This is a genomic window from Bradyrhizobium sp. WSM2254 (genome assembly GCF_000472645.1).
Classification (GTDB): domain Bacteria; phylum Pseudomonadota; class Alphaproteobacteria; order Rhizobiales; family Xanthobacteraceae; genus Bradyrhizobium; species Bradyrhizobium niftali.
In genome coordinates this window covers 113,167-133,877 of sequence record NZ_AXAB01000012.1, presented here as the reverse complement: position 1 = coordinate 133,877, position 20,711 = coordinate 113,167, and the positions used below count along the sequence as shown (strand labels likewise).

Below are 20,711 nucleotides of genomic sequence, written 5' to 3'. Positions count from 1 at the left end.
ACGAACGCGAAGCATGCAAATCCGCGAGGCTTCATTTCGCTGCGCGTGAAACGTGTGGAAGTCCACGGATTTAAGTCGCGTTTTCAGTACTTCTACCTAAGACGCGGGGGCCCCGCTTAACGTTAATGAGTAACCTGCCGGTTAGCTTTCCCGGGATGTTCAAGCGCTTCGTCGCGGCAATGCGTATCCCGGGAAATCGTTCAATGTCGTTCATTCAGAACCTGCGAATCGGCACCAAGCTCGCCATCACCTCCGCGCTGACCATCGGGCTCGTCGCGCTGATGATCTTCCTCCAGATGAGCGGCAGCACCGAAGCTCAGAAGCTTGGCACTGCGGCATCGCAACAGCAGACGATCGCGCAGAACGCAGCGGAGGCGAAGGCCTCGGTGCGCGGCATGCAGATCGGCATTCGTGACATCCTGACGTCCAGCTCGCCGGCCGAGGTGCAGAAGGCCGTCACCTATTTCAATGACCGGCAGACGGCGGCCCTGAAATTCTCGGGCGAAATGGCGCGACTGTCGCATTCGCCCGAAAACCACAAGCGGATCGATCGCCTGACCACGCTGATCGGCAATTTCAGCAAGGGCGAGCAACAGATCGAAGACATTCGCAAGCAGGAGCTTGCACTCGACGGGAAGAAGGACGGCGAAGCGGCGGCGCAGCTGGCAAAACTCGTGGCCGAGGTGGACCGCATCCGCAAGGGGACGCTGGCGCCGATCAACGAAGAGATTTCCGAGCTGACCAATCAGATCATCGACTTCGCCAAGCAGAAGAGCGTCGAGGCGCGCGCGGAGGCGGAAGCCGAGGCGGCGTCGGTTGCCCGGACGTCGCTCGTCACCGGCATCCTGGTCGCGCTGGTCCTGATCGGCGCGTGCATCTTCTCCGTCTTCAGCATCGCGCGGCCGATGCGCGCACTCACGGCAGCGATGGAGAAGCTCGCCGGCGGTGACTTTTCCGTGGTGTTGCCAGGCCTCGGCCGTAAGGACGAGGTTGGCGAGGTCGCCGGTGCCGTCGAGAAATTCAAGGTCGTGTCCGAGCAGAAGGCGCGCGAGGAAGCGGACGCCAAGATGCGGCAGGATCAGATCGCGGCCGAACAGCGCAAGGCCGAGATGCGCAGGCTCGCCGACAGCTTCGAAGGTGCCGTCGGCGAGATCGTCGGCACGGTGTCGTCAGCCTCGACCGAGCTCGAGGCGTCCGCCACGACCCTGACCTCGACCGCCGAGCGCACGCAACAGCTCACGACCGTGGTTGCAGCGGCCTCGGAGGAAGCCTCAACCAACGTGCAGTCGGTGGCATCGGCGACCGAGGAATTGTCGTCCTCGATCACCGAGATCAGCCGGCAGGTGCAGGAATCCGCGCGTGTGGCAAGCGAGGCCGTCGGCCAGGCTCGCACCACGACCGAGCGTGTCAGCGAACTGTCCCAGGCCGCGACGCGGATCGGCAACGTGGTCGAGCTGATCAACACCATCGCGGGTCAGACCAACCTCCTGGCACTCAACGCCACGATCGAGGCGGCACGCGCCGGTGAGGCCGGCCGCGGCTTCGCCGTGGTGGCCTCCGAGGTCAAGGCCCTCGCCGAGCAGACCGCGAAGGCGACGGGCGAGATCGGCCAGCAGATCGCCAGTATCCAGACCGCGACGGAGTATTCGGTCGGCGCCATCAAGGACATCAGCGACACCATCGAGAAGCTGTCGGAGATCTCCTCGACCATCGCGGCGGCCGTCGAGGAGCAGGGCGCCGCGACGCAGGAAATCTCCCGCAACGTGCAGCAGGCGGCGGAGGGCACTCATCAAGTGTCGTCCAACATCGCCGACGTGCAACGCGGGGCGAGCGAGACCGGCTCGGCGTCCTCGCAAGTGCTGTCCGCTGCGCAGATGTTGTCCGGTGACAGTAATCGTCTGAAGCTCGAGGTCGGCAAGTTCCTCGACACCGTGCGCGCTGCCTGACCAAAACCGCAGGGAGAGCCTTGCTCCCTGCGCAACTCTCGGAACGCATGAGCGGCGTCGATCACGATGAAAACTCCGTGCTTCTACGGCAAACGTGGTTAAGGGATGCGGAATGGTTTTGGACGAAGTTCTTGGGAATTCAGCCGCTTGAGCGGCAACGTCCATGAAGGGTTCCAGTCATGCATTTTCTCGGCCGCTTCCGCATCCTGAGCAAGATCCTTGGGATCGTCGTCCTGCTGTGCGGGATCGGTGCTGCGATCGCCTGGCTTGGCGTCTCCGCCCTCAGCGATCTCAGCGAAAAGGCCGGCGTGATGTCGACCGCGGCCAAGCGGGCCCTGCTCGCCGCGCGCGCCAACCAGAACGTCATCGCGCTGAACCGCGCTGAGTTCCGCAGTGCGCTCGATCCGCGTGACGACAATCGCCTGGCTGCGCGTGATGTCATCAACGCCCAGCTCAAGCAGTATCAGGAACGTTTCGACGAGGTCAGCCAGACCCCGGACGAGAAGGCCAAGACGCTGCTCCCGGGCGTGCGCGAGGCGTTCTCGGCCTACAAGAGCCAGATGGACACGACGCTTGCGGCCGTCGATGCCGAGAAGTCAGCGAAGCTCAGTGACAGCGCTGACAAGCTGCGCGACACCGCGATGAAGAGCAGGGCCGCTGCGGAGAACCTTCAAGGCAAGATACGCGAACTCGCCGATCGGCTGAATGCGCGCGTCGAGGAGAAGAGCAAGGAAGCGCGCGAGCAGTATGAATCGACGTCACGCTTCTTGATCATCCTCGCAGGCCTCGGTGTCATCATCGGCGGCGCGTTGGGCTTCATCATCGGTCAGTACGGCATTGCGCGGCCGATCCGCATGATCGTCGGTGTGCTCCAGGAGCTTGCCGCCGGCCGCTATCAGGTCGATATCGCCGGCCTCGATCGCAAGGACGAGGTCGGCGAAGTCGCCAAGACCGCGGAAGTCTTCCGGGAGAACGGCCTTGCCAAGATCCGCATGGAAGCCGAGCAGAAGGAGATTGAGCAGCGCAGCGCGGCGCAGCGCCGCCAGGACATGCTCCGGCTTGCCGATCAGTTCGAAAGCGCCGTCGGCGAGGTGATCGAGACCGTCAGCTCGGCCTCGACCGAGCTCGAGGCTTCCGCCACGACGCTGACCTCGACCGCCGAGCATGCGCAGCAGCTCGCGACCGTGGTCGCTTCAGCCTCTGAGGAAGCATCCACCAACGTGCAGTCGGTGGCCTCAGCGACCGAGGAGCTGTCATCCTCGATCACCGAGATCAGCCGCCAGGTGCAGGAATCGGCGCGCGTCGCCAGCGAGGCGGTCGGCCAGGCCCGCACCACGACCGAGCGTGTCAGCGAACTGTCGAAGGCGGCAACGCGGATCGGCGATGTCGTCGAGCTGATCAACACGATCGCCGGCCAGACCAACCTTCTGGCGCTCAATGCCACGATCGAGGCTGCGCGTGCAGGTGAAGCCGGCCGTGGCTTCGCCGTCGTCGCTTCCGAAGTGAAGGCGCTTGCCGAGCAGACCGCCAAAGCGACCGGAGAGATCGGCCAGCAGATTTCCGGCATCCAGTCCGCTACCCAGCAATCGGTCGGGGCCATCAAGGACATCAGCGACACCATCGAACGGTTGTCGGAGATCTCCTCGGCGATCGCGGCCGCAGTCGAGGAGCAGGGCGCGGCGACGCAGGAAATTTCCCGCAACGTGCAGCAGGCGGCGGAGGGCACCCATCAGGTGTCGTCCAACATCACCGACGTGCAGCGCGGTGCGAGCGAGACCGGCTCGGCGTCCGCGCAGGTGCTCTCGGCGGCACAGTCGCTGTCCGGCGAAGACCGCGCAACAAAGTGCGACTCTCGACGCCGCCATGATGAAGACCTTCCGCGAAATCGACCCTGTGATGGTCGAGGTGCGGACCGCCGTCGATGCCGTGTACAGGCAGGCTGACGCGGCCGAGGCGGCGACCCGCGAGGCCGTGCGCTTGTGGATGGCCGTCGCCTTCGGCATCACCGTCGTCGTGCTCGCCGTGGTCGGCTTTCTGCTCGGACGCTCGATCTCGAAGGCGCTCGGTGCCATGGTCGGTGCGATGACCAGGCTTGCGCGCGGCGAGCTGTCGATTTCCGTTCCCGGCGTCGGCCGCAGGGACGAGATCGGCGAGATGGCCGGTGCGGTCGAGGTGTTCAGGACCAACATGACGGAGGCCGAGCGGCTGCGCGCCGAACAGGCCGAAACGGACGCGCGCGGGCGCGAACAACGCAAGGCCGACATGCAGCGGCTCGCCGACAGGTTCGAAGGCGCAGTCGGTGAGATCATCGAGACCGTGTCGTCGGCGGCAACCGAGCTCGAGGCGTCCTCCAACACGCTGACACGGGCCGCCGAGCGCGGCAACGGGCTTGCCAGCGCCGTGGCGGCGGCCTCGGAGGAGGCGTCCGCCAACGTGCAGTCGGTGTCCTCCGCGAGCGAGGAGATGACCTCCTCGATCTCCGAGATCAGCCGCCAGGTGCAGGAATCGGCGCGCGTCGCCGACGTGGCGGTCGGGCAGGCCCAGCGCACCAATGCGCGCGTCGGCGAGTTGACGAAGGCCGCCTCCCGCATCGGCGACGTGGTCGAGCTGATCAACACCATCGCCGCCCAGACCAACCTGCTGGCGCTGAACGCGACGATCGAGGCGGCGCGGGCGGGCGAAGCCGGCAAGGGCTTCGCGGTGGTCGCAACCGAAGTGAAGGCGCTCGCCGAGCAGACCGCGAAAGCCACGGGCGAGATCGGCCAGCACATCGGTGCGATCCAGGCCGCGACGGAGGACTCCGTCGGCGCGATCAAGGAGATCGGCGACACCATCGCGCGGATGTCGGAGATCTCGTCGACCATCGCGGCCGCGGTGGAGGAGCAGGGCGCCGCGACGCAGGAGATCTCCCGCAACATCCAGCACGCGGCGCAGGGCACCTCCGAAGTCTCGGCGAATATCGGCGACGTCCAGCGCGGCGCCGGCGAGACCGGAGCTGCCTCGGCGCAGGTGCATTCGGCCGCGCAGTCGCTGTCGCAGGAGAGCAACCGGCTGAAGGGCGAGGTCGCGCGCTTCCTGGAGTCGGTGCGGGCGGCGTGACGGCCTCGTTCGGGTGTTGCGACGCATCAACCGCGTCGCAGCACGGGATATCGGCTGGGGCGCAACAGATGGTTGCAGGGAAAATAACGACGAGGCGGGCGGTCCCGTAATTTTACGTAGGTTCCTGTTAACGCCTGCTTGCAATTATGGGTGCAATCTCACGGGATAAGAACCAGCCAGCATTGATGAACTGACTTCCGCCCTGTCGTCCGTCGCGACGATTGCGGCGCGGGTGATTCACGCGTTGCTAGGTATCATCGGGATTTGTCGTGATGTCGAAGTTGTCGATCGTTTTCAAGCTTCTGGCCGTGTTGTCGGTCCTCGTGCTGTCACTCGCCGGCGTCGGCGTGACTGCGATCGGCACCATGCAGAACATCAATGCGCATACGGTCGAGATTGCGGAGAGCTGGCTGCCGAGCGTGCGCGCGCTCGGTTCGCTTCGCGCCGACATCAATGAGCTGCGCGTCGCGCTCCGTCTGCACCTGATGCAGGAAACCGCCGAAGGCAAGGACGCGGCCGAGAAGCGCCTCGCCTCGCTGCAGGAGCGCATCGAGAAGACCCGCAAGGTCTACGAGCCGCTGATCACCTCCGCCGAAGAGCGTTCGCTCTACGAGCAGTGGGCCAAGGCATGGGCCGAGTATCTGAACGGCGTGCAGGACGTGATGGCGTTGTCGCGCAAGAGCGTCGGCCGTTTCCCCACCGAGGCCAACGAGCTGTTGCAGACCAAGGTCGCGAAGATGGCGCAGGCGGCCGATCCGCTGCTTCAGAAGGGCATCGAGCTCAACAACCGCGGCGCCGAGCTGGAAACCAAGCAGGCGGCCGACAGCTACGCCACGATCTTCCGCGTGCTGGTCGGCATCATCGTCCTTTCGGTCGTGATCGCGATCTGCGCCGCCTATTATCTGGTGCGCGACGTCTCGCGTGGTATTGCCTCGATCATCAAGCCGATGCAGTCGCTCGGCGAGGGCGACCTTTCGGCCGAGGTGCCGCATCGCGGCGAGAAGACCGAGATCGGCTCGATGGCGGATGCGCTCCAGATCTTCAAGGAAGCGCTGATCGCCAAGAAGGCCGCCGACGAGGCTGCTGCGGCCGACGCCGAAGCCAAGATCGAGCGCGGCCGCCGTGTCGATGCCATTACCCGCAAGTTCGAAGCCATGATCGGCGAAGTCGTCGGCACCGTCTCCTCGGCCTCGACCGAGCTCGAGGCGTCGGCATCGACGCTGACCAGCACCGCGCAGCGCGGGCAGGAGCTCGCGACCGTCGTCGCGGCAGCCTCCGAGGAAGCCTCCACCAACGTCCAGGCCGTGGCCTCGGCCTCCGAGGAGCTGTCGTCCTCCATCACCGAGATCAGCCGCCGCGTGCAGGATTCGGCGCGGATGGCCGCTGAAGCCGTCGAGCAGGCGGCGCGGACCAACGAGCGCGTCAACGCGCTGTCGCAGGCCGCCTCCCGCATCGGCGACGTCGTCGAGCTCATCAACACGATCGCAGGCCAGACCAATTTGCTGGCGCTGAACGCGACCATCGAGGCGGCGCGCGCGGGCGAAGCCGGCCGCGGCTTTGCGGTCGTCGCTTCCGAGGTCAAGGCATTGGCCGAGCAGACCGCGAAGGCGACCGGCGAGATCGGGGCGCAGGTTTCGGGCATCCAGGCTGCAACGCAGGAATCCGTCAGCGCCATCCAGGAGATCGGCGGCACCATCGAGCGGCTGTCCGAAGTGTCCGCGGCGATTGCCGCCGCCGTCGAGGAGCAGGGCGCGGCCACACAGGAGATCTCCCGCAACGTGCAGCAGGCCTCGGTCGGCACGCAGGAGGTCTCGGCGAACATCACCGACGTGCAGCGCGGCGCGATCGAGACCGGCGAGGCTTCGTCCGAGGTGCTGTCGGCGGCGAAATCGCTGGCGACCGACAGCACGCGCCTCAAGGTCGAGGTCGCGCAGTTCCTGGATTCGGTCCGCGCGGCCTGATCTTCAACTTCCCGTCTGCGGAGCCGGCGGCGGGACCTGCCGCCGGAACAGGATGCGCTGGTACAGCCATCCGATCGCGACCAGCACGACGCCGAGGCACATGAACGACAGCGCGCGGTAGACGCCTGTCAGCGTCGACATGTCGATGACGAAGGCCTTCAGGATCGTCAGCGCGATGACGGCGGCGGACGCAAGTCGCGCGCGCTCCGAGTTGACGAGGATGCCGACGCCGAGCAGCACCACGCCGAAGGCGAGCCAGCCGATCGAGTAGCTATATTGCTCGGCCCCCGTCGTCTCGCCGCTGGACAGGATCGGGCCGTGATAGAAGCGGCGGATCTCCAGCGTGACATAGGCGAGCGCGAACACGAGTGCGCCGCCCGCGATGGTGTTGGCATAGGCTTTGCCGCGCTCGCCGACCACCGCATAGGACAGCAGCAGCATCAGCACCGCCGGCAGCGCATAGCCGAGCAGCAGCAGGTTGAATACGGCGCCGCCGACGTCGATGCGCCACAGCAGCGGGTTCTCCAGGATCAACAGGCCGAACACGCTGACGAGCCCGCCGATCGCCGTCAGAACGACCGCGCCGACATTGTGCACGACGCTGCGGCTGCGCAGCCGCAAGCGTTCCAGCCCGATCGCCATGGCGAACGCGATGCAGACTTGCAGCGCGCATTCGAGCAGCGACGGCGCAGACGTCATCTGGCCCCCCGTCGCAAAGTGCCGGATCTCCATGAAGGCAAGCAGCGCGGTGAACAGGATCGCGGCGGCTTCCACCATGCGCAGCGGCGCATCGTCGCCGCGGCGGCGCAGGAAGATGCTCGCGCCCCAGAACGAGGCCGCCGGCAGGCCGTAACCCCACAACAGCCAATTGAAGATAGGCGTCGTGCCGACGGCATCGCCGACGATGCGCGGATCATAGACGATGCGCGCGGTGACGATCGCGGCGAAAATGGCCGCGAGCCGGCGCAGGACCGGGATCGGGCGCTGCAGCGAGATCCAGGCGGTGCCGAGCGACATCAGCGCCAGTGCAATCGTGAGCCAGCCCTTCTCCAGCGCGAAGGTCAGCGCCAGCGCCAGCGCGCCGAGCGTGCCGGTCGCGAACAGCGCAGTGGAGGTCGCACCCCCCGGTCGATCTTCACGGCGCGCGAGGGCTTCGGTGGCGGCGCCAAAGGCCGCGGCAAGCAGCACCGCGAGGATCGCGAACGGGATCGAGCGATCGAGATGGGCAATGCGCGCATAGAGCGCAACGAGGATCGCAATTGGCGTGGCGACACCCGCCGCCGACCACACCACGGGAATGATCACCGAACTGGAACGGCCCTGGGCGAGGAAGCCGGCGACGCCGAAGCCGGCGGCAAAGATCGCGGCCATCACCAGATGCAGCGTCACGGAGCTATCGGTCGCGGCCGGTCCGATGCCGGAGATCGGGCCGCCCGGCAGCACCAGCATGTCCGGATTGGCGCGCACCGCCCATTCGGCGAACACGATGAAGACGGTTGCAGCAGCCGCGCCGAGCGCGCCGGTCGCCGCCGGCGCGTGCCAGGCGACGAACAGCGTCGCGCCGACCAGAAGCGTGAACGCGATCAGCGCCAGATCCGCATGCGCGCTCGACAGCACGATCAGCATGGCACCGAACAGATAGGCGCCGAGCGAGCTCGACGACACCGGCTCGATCTCGCCGTCCTCGATGGTCGGACCGAACATGAAGCCGCAGACGACGAGCAGCGCTGCAAGCACGAAGCCCGCAATTGCATGGAAGGCGTGCGGTGCGACCTGCATGTCACTGGTGTCCAGACCCGGGAAGATCCAGAGCACGGCGAAGGCGATCGTGGTCACCGCAAGCCAGCGCCACAGCCGGATGCGGGCAAGGCCGAAGCTCGCGGCGGTGACGATCGCAAGATAGATGTAGAGCGCCCAATAGTCCGGCTTGCCGCTGGAGACGAGGAGCGGGGTCACGAACGCGCCGACCACGCCGAGACCGGCAAGCGCAGGTCCGTGCAAGAGTGCCGCAGCGAGCGTGCCCATCGCAACGATGCCGAGCAATACGAAGGCCGTCGCGGGCACGAGGAAGCCGTAGAGCGCGTAGGCGGCATAGATGGTCGCGAACGCAACGGCCGTGCCGGCCGCGGTGAGGATCGCGGGAATGTTGGCGATCGGTAGCGCCGCGATGTTGGAGATGCTCTCCTTGCGCCGCGACCATTCGCCGGCGCCCAGCAGCGCCAGCGCGAACAGGCCGCCGAGGAACACGCGCACGCCGGGACCGACGAGGCCGGCCTCGATCGAATAGCGCACCATGAAGAAGCCGCCGAGCGCGAGCGCAAGGCCGCCGATCCACACCACCCAGCGCGTGCCGAGCCGTTCCTCGAAGCCGGGCGCCGGCGCAGGCAGCGGAGGCGGTGCATCGGTCCCGGTGTCCGCTTCGAGGGGGGGCGGCGAAGCCTCATCGGTGACGAGCGGCGGCGGCGCCTCGGCTTCGGGCGCAAGCGGCGGTGGCTCGGCCGGAGTTGTTGCGGGTGCTTCAGCCTGCACCGGTGCGGGCATCAGCGGCGGCGGCTGCACCCGCCGTTGTGCGTAAACCATCTCTTCGAGCGAGCTCAGCCGACGGCGCAGCTCGGCCGCCTGGCTGGAGGCCTTGATCGCGATCAGGAAGGCGATGATCGCAATGATCAGCGCAAAGAGGTCAAACGGGCCGTCGAACATGAAGCCTCCAGGCAACCGGCGGGCAGGGGCCGACCGCGCAAATGTCGTATCTAGCGCCGGGAGCGCATACGCAAGCCCGGCGCGGGCCGCTCCTGGAGCACGTCGCGGCGGAAGCGGTAGAGCGCTGCCGGCCGTCCGCCGGTCTGTGTCGACATCACGCCGGTCGGTTCGACCAGGGCTTCCGTTTCGACCAGGCGGCGGAAATTCTGCTTGTGCAGGTGTCGGCCGGAGATTGCCTCCACCGTATGCTGCAATTCGGTGAGTGTGAACTCGGCGGGCAAAAGTTCAAACACCACAGGACGATACTTCAATTTTGCGCGCAGCCGCGCGATCGCGGTGGCGAGGATCCGGCGATGATCGAACCGCATCGATGTGCCGAGTGCGGGAAGCGACTTGCGCGCTAATGCCGCAGGGCGCCCGTCACGCCGCGCCTCCTCGATCAGCCCGGCCTCGTAGAGCAGTTCGTAGCGGTCGAGCACGCGCTCCTCGTCCCAGGGCGCGCCGTCGAGACCGAAATAGAACCGCACGCGGTCCCTGCGCGGCAATGCGCGCGTCGTCTCCGGCGTCTCCTGTTCCGCCCAATTCGTCAGTGCCGGGATGATGTCGCGGGCGATGATCGCGGGCGGCTCCTCGCGCCAGTCCTCCCAGGGGAGAAAGCGATACCACGGCTCGAAGCTCGCTCCGGTCGCTGCGAGTTCGCCGTCAACGGCGCGGGTGAGTGCGAGATAGCCGATCGACACCATATGCGCGCCGGTGTCGCCGGCCTCCGCATGACGGCCACGGTCGCCGAACGTGTAGAGCTGCTCGACATAGCCGAGCCGCAAGCCCGCCTGTTCCTCGACCCAGGCACGCAGGCCGATCTCGAAGGTGCGATGGCTCAGCGCATCGAACGGGCCGAACGGCAGGCCGGCCAGCCCGTCGCTGCCGCGCGCGGTGAGGATCAGCGGCTCATGGTCCTCGATCGCGACGATCGCGGCGGTCAGGCCGATCTCGATCGGCGTGAGCAGCGTTTCGCTCATGCGGCCGACTTCGCTGCTGTCATTCGAGCTCGATCACGAAGGGGCGGCCCTCGACCATCATCGCGCCCGGGCCCATCTCGTCGAGCGCGCGCAGCATGCGGCCCTCGCGTCCCAGCGCGCGGTCGGCGAGGCTGACGATGCGCCGGTTCGGCGATGCGATCGGCGAGGCCGCGCGGATCTTCTTCGCGATCTCGATCTCGTCGCGATGCGGATTGAGGGCACAGACGGCGGCGAAGGCGCTTGCGGTGGAGCGGCTGATGCCGGCGTAGCAATGCACCACCAGCGGCGCGCTGCGGTCCCAGCCGCGCACGAAGTTCAGCACCTGGTCGATATGCGTCTCCGATGGGGCGACAAAGCCGTCCATCTCCTCGGTGATGTCGTCCATCGACACCTTGAGATGGTTGGCCGGCAGCACCGACACCGGACGCGCCACCTGCTCGACATTGGCCATCACGGTCAGCACATGGCTGGCCTTGGTGAGGCGGACGGTTTCGGGGAGCGCGGCAAGGGAACAGACGTGGATCATGGGGGACCTTTTTGCCGCGATTATAGCGAGCGCTCGTAGGGTGGGCAAAGGCGCATCGTGCCGTGCCCACCATTTCGCAACTGCGCTCATCTCGCTTGTTTGGTGGGCACGCTTCGCTTTGCCCACCCTACGAAGGGATGATGCTACGCAAACACCGCGCCAAACCGCTCCAGGAACTGCTTCTCGGCCCGCGCCGCCGTCCAGGGCGTGAGATAGTCGCGCCGGACGCTGTCGGGCAGGCCGGGATCCTTGCCGAACAGGCGCCTCGCCTCGGCATCGCTGAAGCCGGCAAGCTCGGTCGCCTCGAGGTAAGCTGCGCCGCGATCGGCGGCCTTGATGGCCAGCGTGATCTCGTCGGGCAGCACCGGCGGCAGGCCGAAGCGGATGTGGATGGCGCCGAGCAGGCGCTTCTCGACCGCCTTGTAGTGGCCGTCGAGCACGGCCTTGAACGGCGAGATCATGTCGCCGATCACGTATTCGGGCGCGTCGTGCAGCAGCGCTGCGAGCCGCACGCGCTGGTCGACGCGCGGCGTTTCGTGCCGCATCACGGTCTCCACCAGCAGCGTATGCTGCGCGACCGAGAAGATGTGCGCGCCAATGGTCTGTCCGTTCCAGCGCGCCACGCGCGCCAGCCCATGGGCGATGTCGGCGATCTCGACGTCGAGCGGCGAGGGATCGAGCAGATCGAGCCGCCGGCCCGACAGCATGCGCTGCCAGGCGCGGGATTCCGCGCCGTGTGCCGACTTCTTCGCCGTCATTTGACCTTGAGGCGCGGCTTGCGCTGCGTCTTGCCGCAGCTTGCGTGACAATGGCAGTCGACGAGATGGTCGTTGACCATGCCGGTCGCCTGCATGAAGGCATAGACGATGGTCGGGCCGACGAACTTGAAGCCGCGCGAGGACAGCTCCTTGGAGATCTGCACCGACAGCGGCGTCGAGGCCGGCACGCTCGCCGTGGTCTTGAAGTTGTTGACCTTGGGCCTTCCGTCCATGAAGTCCCACAGCAGCTTCGAGAAGCCCGGCCCCTTCTCCATGATATCCAGATAGGACTTCGCGCTCAGGATCGCGCCGTCGATCTTGGCGCGGTTGCGCACGATGCCGGCATCGTTCATCAGCGCGTGCACCTTCTTGGCATTGTAGCGCGCGATCTTCTCCGGCTGGAAATCGTCGAAGGCTTTGCGGAAATTGTCGCGCTTGCGCAGGATCGTGATCCAGGACAGGCCGGCCTGAAAGCCATCGAGGATCAGCTTCTCGTAGAGCGCGCGGTCGTCATACTCAGGCACGCCCCATTCGGTGTCGTGATAGGCGACATAGAGCGGATCTTCACCCGGCCAGGGGCAGCGGGTCAGGCCGTCGGGATGCAGGCGAGGGGCGCGGCTCATGCGGTGGGCTGCTTGGCTGGAATGCGCACGACTTCAGGCTCGGCGAGCGTCAAGGCAAGGCCGCCGGCAGTGAGCGGCTGGCCGGCATCGAGCGCGTCGGCGACGCGGTCGATGCGCACCAGCGCGATGCCTTTGCCTCGCGCCGACGAGCCCATGGTGCCGACCGGCTTGTCGCCGGCCAACACGCTGACGCCGACTTCCGGCGAGATGTCATCGAGCAGCACCTTGACGCTGCGGGTGCGCGCGGTGCCGCGATGCTGCATGCGCGAGACGACCTCCTGGCCGACATAGCAACCCTTGTCAAAATCGACGCCGGCAAGGCGGTCCATATTGGTCTCGTGCGGGAACGCATCGCTGTACATGAAGTCGAGCCCGCCGCGCGGCACGCCGAGCGCGATGCGATGGGCCTCATAGGCGGCCGCATCGACCAGCTCGGCGCCGATGAGGTCGGACAGCTTCTGCTTGAGATCCTCGGGGATCAGAATGCGGTAGCCGAGCTCGTCATGGCGTGGATCGGAAAAGGCAAGGTCCGGCTGGGCCGCGAGCGCACCGCCCCAGGCGGCGAGCACGCCGAGATCGTCGGAGAGGTTTTCCACCGTGACCTTGGCGCGCAGCTTGTAGAATTTCAGCTTGGTGGCGAGGCCATCGGCCAGCGCCTTGGGGCAATCGATCAGGAACCCGCCGCCGTGGCCGGCCGGGACCTCCGTGATCAGGAAATCGACGATGATCTTGCCCTGCGGCGTCAGCAGCGCCCCGAATCGCCCCAGGCCCGGCTTGAGCCTGTCGAGGTCGGTCGTGACGAGGCCGTTGAGGAAGTTGCGCGCATCCTCGCCCGCGACCTTGACCACGCCCCGGTCGGGAAGAAACGCTGATTTCATGCGAAAATCTCTTGCGACATGTTGCTCCGGAACGTAAGCCCGCTGCGCATAAACGACAAGACCTCGAGCCCTGCGCTTGGGGATGAGAGGGGCCTTCAGCCATGACCCAGCGTTTCGATGTGATCCTCAGGGGCGGCACTGTCGTCAACCAGGACGGCGAGGGGCTGCGCGACATCGGCATTGCGGGCGGCCGCATCGCCGAGATCGGCGCGCTGTCGCAGGCCTCCGCCGCCGAAGTGATCGACTGCAAGGGCCTGCACATCCTGCCCGGCGTGATGGACACGCAGGTGCATTTTCGCGAACCGGGCCTGGAGCAGAAGGAAGACCTCGAGACCGGCTCGCGTAGCGCCGTGATGGGCGGCGTCACCGCCGTGTTCGAGATGCCGAACACATCGCCGCTCACCGTGACGGAGGCCGCCTTTACCGACAAGGTGAAGCGCGCCCATCACCGCATGCATTGCGACTTCGCCTTCTTCATCGGCGGCACCCGCGAGAACGTGCAGGACCTGCCGGTGCTGGAGCGCGCGCCGGGCTGCGCTGGCGTGAAAGTGTTCATCGGCTCCTCGACCGGCGCGCTGCTGGTGGAGGACGACGAGAGCCTGCGCCGCATCTTCCAGGTGATCCGCCGCCGGGCCGCGTTCCACGCCGAGGACGAATACCGCCTCAACGAGCGCAAGCCGCTGCGCATCGAGGGCGATCCCCGCTCGCACCCGGTCTGGCGCGACGAGACTGCGGCGCTGATGGCGACGCAGCGCCTGGTCAAGCTCGCGCATGAGACGGGCAAGCGCATCCACGTGCTGCACATCTCGACCAAGGAAGAAATCGAGTTCCTGCGCGACCACAAGGACGTCGCCTCCTGCGAGGCGACGCCGCATCACCTCACGCTGGTCGCGCCTGAATGCTACGAGCGGCTCGGTACGCTGGCGCAGATGAACCCGCCGGTGCGCGGCGCCGATCACCGCGCCGGCATCTGGCGCGGCATCGAGCAGGGCATCATCGACGTACTCGGCTCCGATCACGCTCCGCATACGCTGGAAGAAAAGCAGAAGGCCTATCCTGCTTCGCCCTCGGGCATGACCGGCGTGCAGACGCTGGTGCCGCTGATGCTCGATCACGTCAATGCCGGCCGCCTGTCGCTCGCCCGCTTCGTCGATCTCACCAGCGCCGGCCCCGCGCGTCTCTACAACATGGCCTGCAAGGGCCGCATCGCCGCGGGCTACGACGCCGACTTCACCATCGTCGACCTCAAGCGCAGCGAAACCATCACCAACAAATGGGTGGCGTCCAAGGCCGGCTGGACCCCTTACGACGGCGTTCGCGTCACCGGCTGGCCCGTCGGCACCTTCATCCGCGGCCGCCGCGTGATGTGGCAGGGTGAACTGGTGACGCCCTCGCAAGGCGAGCCGGTGCGGTTTCTGGAGACGCTGAAGGCGTAACTGTATTGCGGACTAGCGGCAAAAGCGCGCCACACACTCCGCTGTCGTCCCGGCGAAGGCCGGGACCCATACCGCGGAATCTATCCATGATCGACGGTCGCAGTACCAGGGAAGGAATTAACTGCTAATCTTCGCCAAACGTCTCCCTGTGGCTATGGGTCCCGGCCTTCGCCGGGACGACTTCGGGGAGGGATGGAGTGCAGTCTGATGTCCCAACCGGCACCCCTCATCACCACCGCGCAACTTGCCGCCATCCTCGGCGATCCCGCCTTACGCCTCTACGACTGCACGACCTACAACGAGCCGGTGCCGCCGGGTAGCGACGTGCCCTATCGGGCGGTCCCCGGCGACAAGACCTTCGCGGCTGGGCACATTCCCGGCGCCGATTTCCTCGACCTGCAGGGCGAGTTCTCAGACACCTCCGCAGGGCCGCTCTTCATGATGGCTGGCGTGCCCCAGCTAGAGGCCGCCTTCGGCCGCCATGGCGCCGACGCATCCAAGACCATCGTGCTTTACAGCATCGGCACGATGATGTGGTCGACACGGTTCTGGTGGATGCTGCGCTCGCTCGGCGTCGATGCACTGGTGCTCGACGGCGGTTTTGACAAATGGAAGGACGAGGGGCGGCCGGTCGAGACGGGCGCGCCGAAGGGCTATCCCGCCACGACCTTCAAGGCCACGCCGCGCGCGGGCTTCTTCGTCGACAAGACCACTGTGAAGGCGCGAATCGGCGACCCCTCGACCGTGATCGTCAACGCGCTCGGGCCGCAATTCCATCAAGGCCTTGAGCCGAGCCGCTACGGCCGGCCCGGCCGCGTGCCCGGCAGCGTCAACGTTCCCGCCGCGACGCTTGCCAATGCCGATAAGACGCTGACGACGCTTGCCGATGCCGAAGCGAAATTCGCGGCCCAGGGCGTTACGCGCGACAAGACCGTGATCTGCTATTGCGGCGGCGGCATCTCGGCGACGATCGACCTGCTCATGCTGACGCAGCTCGGCTACGACAAGCTGACGCTGTACGATGCCTCCATGGGCGAATGGGCGAGGGATCCGGCACTGCCGATCGAGACGGACTAGCTCTTACCTTCCCTGGAGGGACCCCGGCGGGGAAAGTAAGAAAATCGGGAACCTTTTCCCCGCGCCTGCATCCAATGTCCGGAACGAATGGAAACAGGTGACCACCATGCAGCGGACCGCAGCCGGCCTGTCCGCCGGCGCCAGAGCATCGGAAGCCGAACTTGTCGACCGCGCGCGGGGCCGTGACGAGGCCGCGCTGCGCGAGATCATGCAGGCCAACAACCGCAGGCTCTACCGTCTTGCGCGCGGTATCCTGCGCAGCGACAGCGAAGCCGAGGACGTGGTGCAGGAGACCTATGTCCGGGCCTTCACCCATCTCGACGGCTTTCGCGGCGAGTCCGGGCTGTCGACCTGGCTGTCGCGCATTGCCATCAACGAGGCGCTTGGCCGGGCGCGAAGCCGCAGGCCGCATGTCGAGCTCGGCGCGCTGCCGGAAGGGGCGCTCGACGCGCAGATCATAAGATTTCCCGTTTCTCCCGCAGGCGATCCGGAAAGGACCATGGCCCAACGTGAAATCCAGCGCGTCGTCGAACGCGCAATCGACGAACTGCCAGATGTCTTCCGCATGGTCTTCGTCGCGCGCGTCATGGAGGGGATGAACATCGAGGAGACCGCCGATCTGCTCGGCGTCAAGCCCGAGACCGTGAAGACGCGGCTGCACCGTGCGCGCACCATGCTGCGCGAGAACGTCGAGAAGGAGATCGGTCCGGTGGTGATGGATGCGTTCCCGTTCGCCGGGTGGCGCTGCGAGCGGCTGACCGTATCAGTGCTGAAGCGGCTCGGCAGCGGCTGCTGAAATTTTTCGGGAACGTTTGCGCGAAAATCCCATCCAATGCCTGTGAAGCGACGCCGGCAACCGTCCGGCAGCACAGGAGTGTCAAACATGTTCACCCGACGGAGCGCGGCGCTCGCCGCGGCAATTCTGTTGTCGAGTCCCGCGCTGTTTGGGGGCGCCAGCGCAGCCGACAAGCCCACCGATCCGCAGATCGCCCACATCGCCTACACCGCGGGCGTGATCGACATCAACGCGGCCAAGCAGGCGCAGAAAAAGGCCAAGAACAAGGACGTCAAGGCGTTTGCCGAGGACATGCTGCGCGACCACGAGGCGGTCAACAAGCAGGCGCTCGCGCTGGTCAAGAAGCTGAACGTCACGCCCGAGGACAACGACACCAGCCGCACGCTGTCGAAGCAGGCGAGCGACAAGCTTGCCGAGCTCGACAAGCTGGACGGCGCAGCCTTCGACAAGGCCTATGTCGCCAATGAGGTCGCCTATCACAAGGCGGTCAACGGCGCGCTGGAAAGCCAGCTCATTCCCTCTGCCAGCAATGCGGAGCTGAAGAGCCTGTTGCAGACCGGATTGAAGATATTCCAGGGCCATCAGCAGCACGCCGAGCATGTCGCGGCCGAGCTGAAATAGGGGAGCGGATATGATGCCGGGACGGGTGTGTTCGACTGCAATGGCGGTCGTCTTCGCAACGATGGTCGTCCCGGCATGCGCCGCGACAATTCAGATCACGATGGAGAATCTAGAAATATCGCCGAATGATGCGTCCGCGAAGGTCGGCGACACTGTCGAGTGGATTAACAAGGACGTATTCGCGCACACCGCAACCGCTGGAAGCGGCGACTTCGACGTGAACCTGCCGGCGAAGAAATCAGGCACGACGGTCGTGAAGAAGGCGGGAACGGTGGAGTATTACTGCCGCTTTCATCCCAACATGAAGGCGACACTCAAGGTCGTGCCGTAGCATTCCCGATTGCATCGGGAAGATCTCCCGCCCGCAGCGAGACTAATGCTTGGCCGCAGGGAGCGGCTTCCGTGCGATAAACACCACAGACTTCGCGAGGTGTCGCAAAGTCATTCATCCGTCAACTGGCCCCGCCCGCGTGGCGGGGTCATTTTCCAAAGGCGGTTACTGCCGGGAGATGTCGACGGAGAATTCGCCGTTGCGGATCCGGCCGGGAAAGCCCTCGACGAATTTCGCTACCGCGTCTTCGCCATAGGTGCCGACGAGCTCGGCAAGGGCGGCAAACAGGCTTGCCTGCGCCAGGCAGTCGCCGTCGACGCCGTCGTGGCGCGCTTCGGCCCAGGCCTCGTTGAGATAGCTCAGCGCGGCCTGTTTCTGCTCGTGGTCGGGCAGCGGCGCGCGGGCGGGGGCGTAGGACACTGGATGGCTCATGAAACTCGATCAGGGCTGGGCGCGATCCACGGCGATGCGCTGTGCGAGTGGTGTAGCACGCGTATTAACGCCCGCTAGGCTACATCTTTAGGAACGGTTAATGGCTGTGAACAAAGACGATGACAGGGTGCCCGTCGCCGTCATTCCGGGGCGCGACGAAGTCGCGAGCCCGGAATCCATCGTGCCACCAACTCTGCGGCCTGATGGATTCCGGGCTCGCGCTGCGCGCGCCCCGGAATGACGAGAGAGTTCAGTTCGCGTAGCGCGCCGTCAGGTCACGCGAGATCTTCGAGCCTTCCTCGATGTAGCGGCGGATCGCGACGGTGGCGGCCGGCGTGCAGCTCCGGTAGGTCTGCTGAAAACCGTTATAGCCGCGGTTGAATCCGGCGATCATGCGGGTGCGGCGCTCGCCGGAGGGGGTTTCGGCATCGATCAGCGCCTGCATCTCGCTGCGCCATTTGTTGCCCTCGTTGGACCCGCAGATGCCGCGCAGGTAGTGCAGGCCGCCGAGGATCTCCGCCAGCCGCTGCAAATCGGCGTCAAACGGCGCCGCCACGTCCTGGGCCCTCGTGGGCGCAGAGGCGCAGGCGAGAATCAGGGCGAAAATGGCCAGAAATCGCGTGGACATCGGCGGGGTGTATGCCCCCTCAAGGCGGCGGGCGCAAGGCGGGGTCAGTGTCCGATCAGGCGCGCGGCCGACTGGATGACCTCCTCCAGCCCCCCGGTCAGCTTGAGGTCGCCGAGGCTCGCCAGGGCATCCGGGGCGATCCAGCGGTAGTCGTCGAGCTCGTCGTTCAAAACCGGCTCCCGGGCCGCCCAGCGGGCGGCAAAGGACATGATCAGGTAATGGCCGGCGCCGGCCGCGGCCGGCAGCACCTCGCGCCAGCCGGCGAGGCCGATGATCTCGATCTTAAGCCCGGTTTCCTCATCCACCTCGCGATTGAGCGCCTGGTGCAGCGATTCGCCGAACTCGACCCGGCCGCCGGGCAGCGAATAGAATCCCTTGGCGGGCGAGCGGGCGCGGCGGGTCAGAAGGACCTTGCCGTCGCGAAAAATCGCCGCGCTGACCGCGATCTGGGGACGCTGGGGCTGGACGACTGCGGACATCTTCTTAAAGGACCTGGTTCTTAAAGGACCTGGCTCAGTTCGACATGATGGTGTCGACGTCGGCTTCCGCCCCGCCATTGATGATGCCGCCGCAGGCGGCGATCAGCGGCTTGACCCAGAGGGTGGCCTGCTCGGCCAGGCGGACGCGGGTCGTGTCCTTCTCGACCTCGCGCATGGCCGAGCCGACTGCCGTCAGGATCGAGGTCATGGTGTCGGTGATGTGGTCGAACTGCGCGCGCACGTTGGGATCGGCCTTCTCGTAGGCTTCGATGGCGAGGTCGCGCGCCTTGAAGTTCGACGCCGTGAAATGCTCCGCATAGGACAGCGGCGACCAGGTCAGAAAGTCTTCGGCGCATTCCGGCATGTCCGGCACCATTTCGAGCAGCATCACGGCTTCATTGAAATGGTTGAGATAGTCGGTGGCAAGCCCGGTCCGCGGGTTGATGTTGGCCACGCGCAGCCGTTCGGCCCAGGCCGCAGCCTCGGGGCCCGTCTGTACATGCGCCCGCGCGGGTTGGGAGGCCATTGAGCTCATCGGCCGCAGTGTTAACGTTCGGGGTTAAAAGGACCTGAACGGACCCTATATAGACACCCAAGGATGTGTGGACGCTTCGTCATAACTTCGGCCCCCGCGGCTTTGCGGCAACTGTTCGGCTATGTCGAGCAGCCGAATTTCCCGCCCCGGTACAATGTCGCCCCGACGCAACCGATTCCGGTTGTGCTGGTCGAGAATGGCGCACGCCATTTCCGCCTGATGCGCTGGGGTCTGCTGCCGGGCTGGGTCAAGGACCCCAAGGGGTTTACGCTCCTGATCAACGCCCGCTCGGAGACGGTGCTGGAGAAGCCCGCCTTCAAACGCGCGATTCGCCGCCGGCGCGGCCTGATCCCGGCCGACGGGTACTACGAATGGAAGGCGGTGGATGGCCGCAAGCAGCCGTTCTTTATCCATCGGGCCGACGGCGCGCCGCTTGGCTTTGCCGCGGTGTTCGAGACCTGGGCCGGGCCGAACGGCGAGGAGCTCGATACGGTCGCGATCGTCACGGCGGCGGCGGGCGAGGACCTCGCGACGCTGCATGACCGCGTGCCCGTCACCATCAGCCCGGGTGATTTCGAGCGCTGGCTCGACATAAGGGGCGACGAGGTCGATGCGATCCTGCCGCTGATGACTGCCCCGCGCACGGGCGAATTCGCCTGGCACCCGGTCTCCACCCGCGTCAACCGCGTCGCCAATGACGACGATCAGCTGCTCTTGCCGATCAGCGCGGAGGAGATCGAGGCGGAACTGGAGGCGTCGAAGCCGAAACGCGCGGTGCGGAAGGCGGCGGCCGCGTCATCCGATGACGGGCAGGGGTCGTTGTTTTAGCCAAGCTGGCGCTACAAAACGTACTGTCGTCCCGGCGA

At 66.1% G+C, this 20,711-nt stretch carries 19 protein-coding genes and 1 pseudogene; 10 read left to right on the top strand and 10 right to left on the bottom strand.

The window, feature by feature from the left end; genetic code table 11:
• Positions 1–203: 203 nt before the first annotated feature.
• The 4 genes and pseudogenes from A3M7_RS0108885 (at position 204) to A3M7_RS0108870 (ending at position 7,006) form a co-directional block, all read left to right on the top strand.
• The gene (locus A3M7_RS0108885) at positions 204–1,946 is read left to right on the top strand and encodes a methyl-accepting chemotaxis protein (protein ID WP_027543598.1); all 1,743 of its coding nucleotides are present in this window, start codon (positions 204–206) and stop codon (positions 1,944–1,946) included.
• A gap of 179 nt (positions 1,947–2,125) precedes the next feature.
• Positions 2,126–3,889: a methyl-accepting chemotaxis protein gene (locus tag A3M7_RS43920; RefSeq protein ID WP_156936845.1), complete on the top strand. Its 1,764-nt coding sequence runs from the start codon at positions 2,126–2,128 to the stop codon at positions 3,887–3,889.
• A pseudogene (locus A3M7_RS43915) lies at positions 3,771–5,045 on the top strand (methyl-accepting chemotaxis protein); the annotation flags it as partial. The gene A3M7_RS43920 and the pseudogene A3M7_RS43915, both read left to right, overlap by 119 nt.
• 272 nt (positions 5,046–5,317) lie before the next feature.
• On the top strand, positions 5,318–7,006 hold the full coding sequence (locus tag A3M7_RS0108870; protein WP_027543597.1) for a methyl-accepting chemotaxis protein: 1,689 nt from the start codon (positions 5,318–5,320) through the stop codon (positions 7,004–7,006).
• Between the two features lie 3 nt (positions 7,007–7,009).
• On the opposite strand, the gene A3M7_RS0108865 is transcribed toward A3M7_RS0108870, so the two are convergent.
• From A3M7_RS0108865 to A3M7_RS0108840, 6 genes are all read right to left on the bottom strand, one after another.
• Positions 7,010–9,706: a DUF2339 domain-containing protein gene (locus A3M7_RS0108865; protein WP_027543596.1), complete on the bottom strand. Its 2,697-nt coding sequence runs from the start codon at positions 9,704–9,706 to the stop codon at positions 7,010–7,012.
• Positions 9,707–9,756: 50 nt separating this feature from the next.
• Complete coding sequence (locus tag A3M7_RS0108860; protein ID WP_027543595.1) at positions 9,757–10,725, bottom strand: NAD regulator; 969 nt, start codon at positions 10,723–10,725, stop codon at positions 9,757–9,759.
• Between the two features lie 19 nt (positions 10,726–10,744).
• On the bottom strand, positions 10,745–11,251 hold the full coding sequence (locus A3M7_RS0108855) for a tyrosine phosphatase family protein (RefSeq protein ID WP_027543594.1): 507 nt from the start codon (positions 11,249–11,251) through the stop codon (positions 10,745–10,747).
• A 143-nt stretch (positions 11,252–11,394) separates the two neighbouring features.
• Entirely contained in the window at positions 11,395–12,009 is a 615-nt protein-coding gene (locus A3M7_RS0108850; protein ID WP_027543593.1) for a YfbR-like 5'-deoxynucleotidase, read from the bottom strand.
• Positions 12,006–12,632, bottom strand: coding sequence for a DNA-3-methyladenine glycosylase I (locus A3M7_RS0108845; RefSeq protein ID WP_011085340.1), 627 nt, complete (start codon positions 12,630–12,632; stop codon positions 12,006–12,008). Before A3M7_RS0108845 ends, A3M7_RS0108850 begins: the two co-directional genes overlap by 4 nt.
• Positions 12,629–13,510, bottom strand: a complete 882-nt coding sequence (locus A3M7_RS0108840) for a folate-binding protein YgfZ (protein WP_027543592.1) — start codon at positions 13,508–13,510, stop codon at positions 12,629–12,631. Before A3M7_RS0108840 ends, A3M7_RS0108845 begins: the two co-directional genes overlap by 4 nt.
• 101 nt (positions 13,511–13,611) lie before the next feature.
• Here A3M7_RS0108840 and A3M7_RS0108835 point away from each other — a divergent pair, with 101 nt between their 5' ends.
• From A3M7_RS0108835 to A3M7_RS0108815, 5 genes are all read left to right on the top strand, one after another.
• Entirely contained in the window at positions 13,612–14,946 is a 1,335-nt protein-coding gene (locus A3M7_RS0108835) for a dihydroorotase (protein ID WP_027543591.1), read from the top strand.
• A gap of 207 nt (positions 14,947–15,153) precedes the next feature.
• Positions 15,154–16,023 carry a sulfurtransferase gene (locus tag A3M7_RS0108830; protein WP_027543590.1) on the top strand — a complete coding sequence of 290 codons (870 nt, stop codon included), beginning with the start codon at positions 15,154–15,156 and terminating at the stop codon, positions 16,021–16,023.
• A gap of 106 nt (positions 16,024–16,129) precedes the next feature.
• A complete protein-coding gene (locus A3M7_RS0108825; RefSeq protein ID WP_027543589.1) occupies positions 16,130–16,819 on the top strand; it encodes an RNA polymerase sigma factor in 690 nt (229 codons plus the stop codon).
• A gap of 87 nt (positions 16,820–16,906) precedes the next feature.
• Positions 16,907–17,440, top strand: a complete 534-nt coding sequence (locus A3M7_RS0108820; protein ID WP_027543588.1) for a DUF4142 domain-containing protein — start codon at positions 16,907–16,909, stop codon at positions 17,438–17,440.
• Between the two features lie 10 nt (positions 17,441–17,450).
• On the top strand, positions 17,451–17,771 hold the full coding sequence (locus A3M7_RS0108815; RefSeq protein WP_027543587.1) for a cupredoxin domain-containing protein: 321 nt from the start codon (positions 17,451–17,453) through the stop codon (positions 17,769–17,771).
• Between the two features lie 165 nt (positions 17,772–17,936).
• Here A3M7_RS0108815 and A3M7_RS0108810 read toward each other — a convergent pair whose 3' ends face one another.
• From A3M7_RS0108810 to A3M7_RS0108795, 4 genes are all read right to left on the bottom strand, one after another.
• Positions 17,937–18,203 carry a hypothetical protein gene (locus A3M7_RS0108810; protein ID WP_007594892.1) on the bottom strand — a complete coding sequence of 89 codons (267 nt, stop codon included), beginning with the start codon at positions 18,201–18,203 and terminating at the stop codon, positions 17,937–17,939.
• Between the two features lie 250 nt (positions 18,204–18,453).
• Entirely contained in the window at positions 18,454–18,831 is a 378-nt protein-coding gene (locus tag A3M7_RS0108805) for a TIGR02301 family protein (protein WP_027543586.1), read from the bottom strand.
• Between the two features lie 44 nt (positions 18,832–18,875).
• Positions 18,876–19,310, bottom strand: coding sequence for an NUDIX hydrolase (locus tag A3M7_RS0108800; RefSeq protein ID WP_027543585.1), 435 nt, complete (start codon positions 19,308–19,310; stop codon positions 18,876–18,878).
• Between the two features lie 34 nt (positions 19,311–19,344).
• Positions 19,345–19,845: a hypothetical protein gene (locus A3M7_RS0108795; protein WP_027543584.1), complete on the bottom strand. Its 501-nt coding sequence runs from the start codon at positions 19,843–19,845 to the stop codon at positions 19,345–19,347.
• A 63-nt stretch (positions 19,846–19,908) separates the two neighbouring features.
• On the opposite strand from A3M7_RS0108795, the gene A3M7_RS0108790 reads away from it, so the two are divergent.
• Positions 19,909–20,673, top strand: coding sequence for an SOS response-associated peptidase (locus A3M7_RS0108790; RefSeq protein ID WP_027543583.1), 765 nt, complete (start codon positions 19,909–19,911; stop codon positions 20,671–20,673).
• Positions 20,674–20,711: the final 38 nt, after the last annotated feature.

Bases quoted from the DNA above. Each gene is read 5' to 3' on its own strand.
- A3M7_RS0108885 (WP_027543598.1), top strand. From the start codon at position 204: ATGTCGTTCATTCAGAACCTGCGAATCGGCACCAAGCTCGCCATCACC.
- A3M7_RS43920 (WP_156936845.1), top strand. From the start codon at position 2,126: ATGCATTTTCTCGGCCGCTTCCGCATCCTGAGCAAGATCCTTGGGATC.
- A3M7_RS0108870 (WP_027543597.1), top strand. From the start codon at position 5,318: ATGTCGAAGTTGTCGATCGTTTTCAAGCTTCTGGCCGTGTTGTCGGTC.
- A3M7_RS0108865 (WP_027543596.1), bottom strand. From the start codon at position 9,706: ATGTTCGACGGCCCGTTTGACCTCTTTGCGCTGATCATTGCGATCATC.
- A3M7_RS0108860 (WP_027543595.1), bottom strand. From the start codon at position 10,725: ATGAGCGAAACGCTGCTCACGCCGATCGAGATCGGCCTGACCGCCGCG.
- A3M7_RS0108855 (WP_027543594.1), bottom strand. From the start codon at position 11,251: ATGATCCACGTCTGTTCCCTTGCCGCGCTCCCCGAAACCGTCCGCCTC.
- A3M7_RS0108850 (WP_027543593.1), bottom strand. From the start codon at position 12,009: ATGACGGCGAAGAAGTCGGCACACGGCGCGGAATCCCGCGCCTGGCAG.
- A3M7_RS0108845 (WP_011085340.1), bottom strand. From the start codon at position 12,632: ATGAGCCGCGCCCCTCGCCTGCATCCCGACGGCCTGACCCGCTGCCCC.
- A3M7_RS0108840 (WP_027543592.1), bottom strand. From the start codon at position 13,510: ATGAAATCAGCGTTTCTTCCCGACCGGGGCGTGGTCAAGGTCGCGGGC.
- A3M7_RS0108835 (WP_027543591.1), top strand. From the start codon at position 13,612: ATGACCCAGCGTTTCGATGTGATCCTCAGGGGCGGCACTGTCGTCAAC.
- A3M7_RS0108830 (WP_027543590.1), top strand. From the start codon at position 15,154: ATGTCCCAACCGGCACCCCTCATCACCACCGCGCAACTTGCCGCCATC.
- A3M7_RS0108825 (WP_027543589.1), top strand. From the start codon at position 16,130: ATGCAGCGGACCGCAGCCGGCCTGTCCGCCGGCGCCAGAGCATCGGAA.
- A3M7_RS0108820 (WP_027543588.1), top strand. From the start codon at position 16,907: ATGTTCACCCGACGGAGCGCGGCGCTCGCCGCGGCAATTCTGTTGTCG.
- A3M7_RS0108815 (WP_027543587.1), top strand. From the start codon at position 17,451: ATGATGCCGGGACGGGTGTGTTCGACTGCAATGGCGGTCGTCTTCGCA.
- A3M7_RS0108810 (WP_007594892.1), bottom strand. From the start codon at position 18,203: ATGAGCCATCCAGTGTCCTACGCCCCCGCCCGCGCGCCGCTGCCCGAC.
- A3M7_RS0108805 (WP_027543586.1), bottom strand. From the start codon at position 18,831: ATGTCCACGCGATTTCTGGCCATTTTCGCCCTGATTCTCGCCTGCGCC.
- A3M7_RS0108800 (WP_027543585.1), bottom strand. From the start codon at position 19,310: ATGTCCGCAGTCGTCCAGCCCCAGCGTCCCCAGATCGCGGTCAGCGCG.
- A3M7_RS0108795 (WP_027543584.1), bottom strand. From the start codon at position 19,845: ATGAGCTCAATGGCCTCCCAACCCGCGCGGGCGCATGTACAGACGGGC.
- A3M7_RS0108790 (WP_027543583.1), top strand. From the start codon at position 19,909: ATGTGTGGACGCTTCGTCATAACTTCGGCCCCCGCGGCTTTGCGGCAA.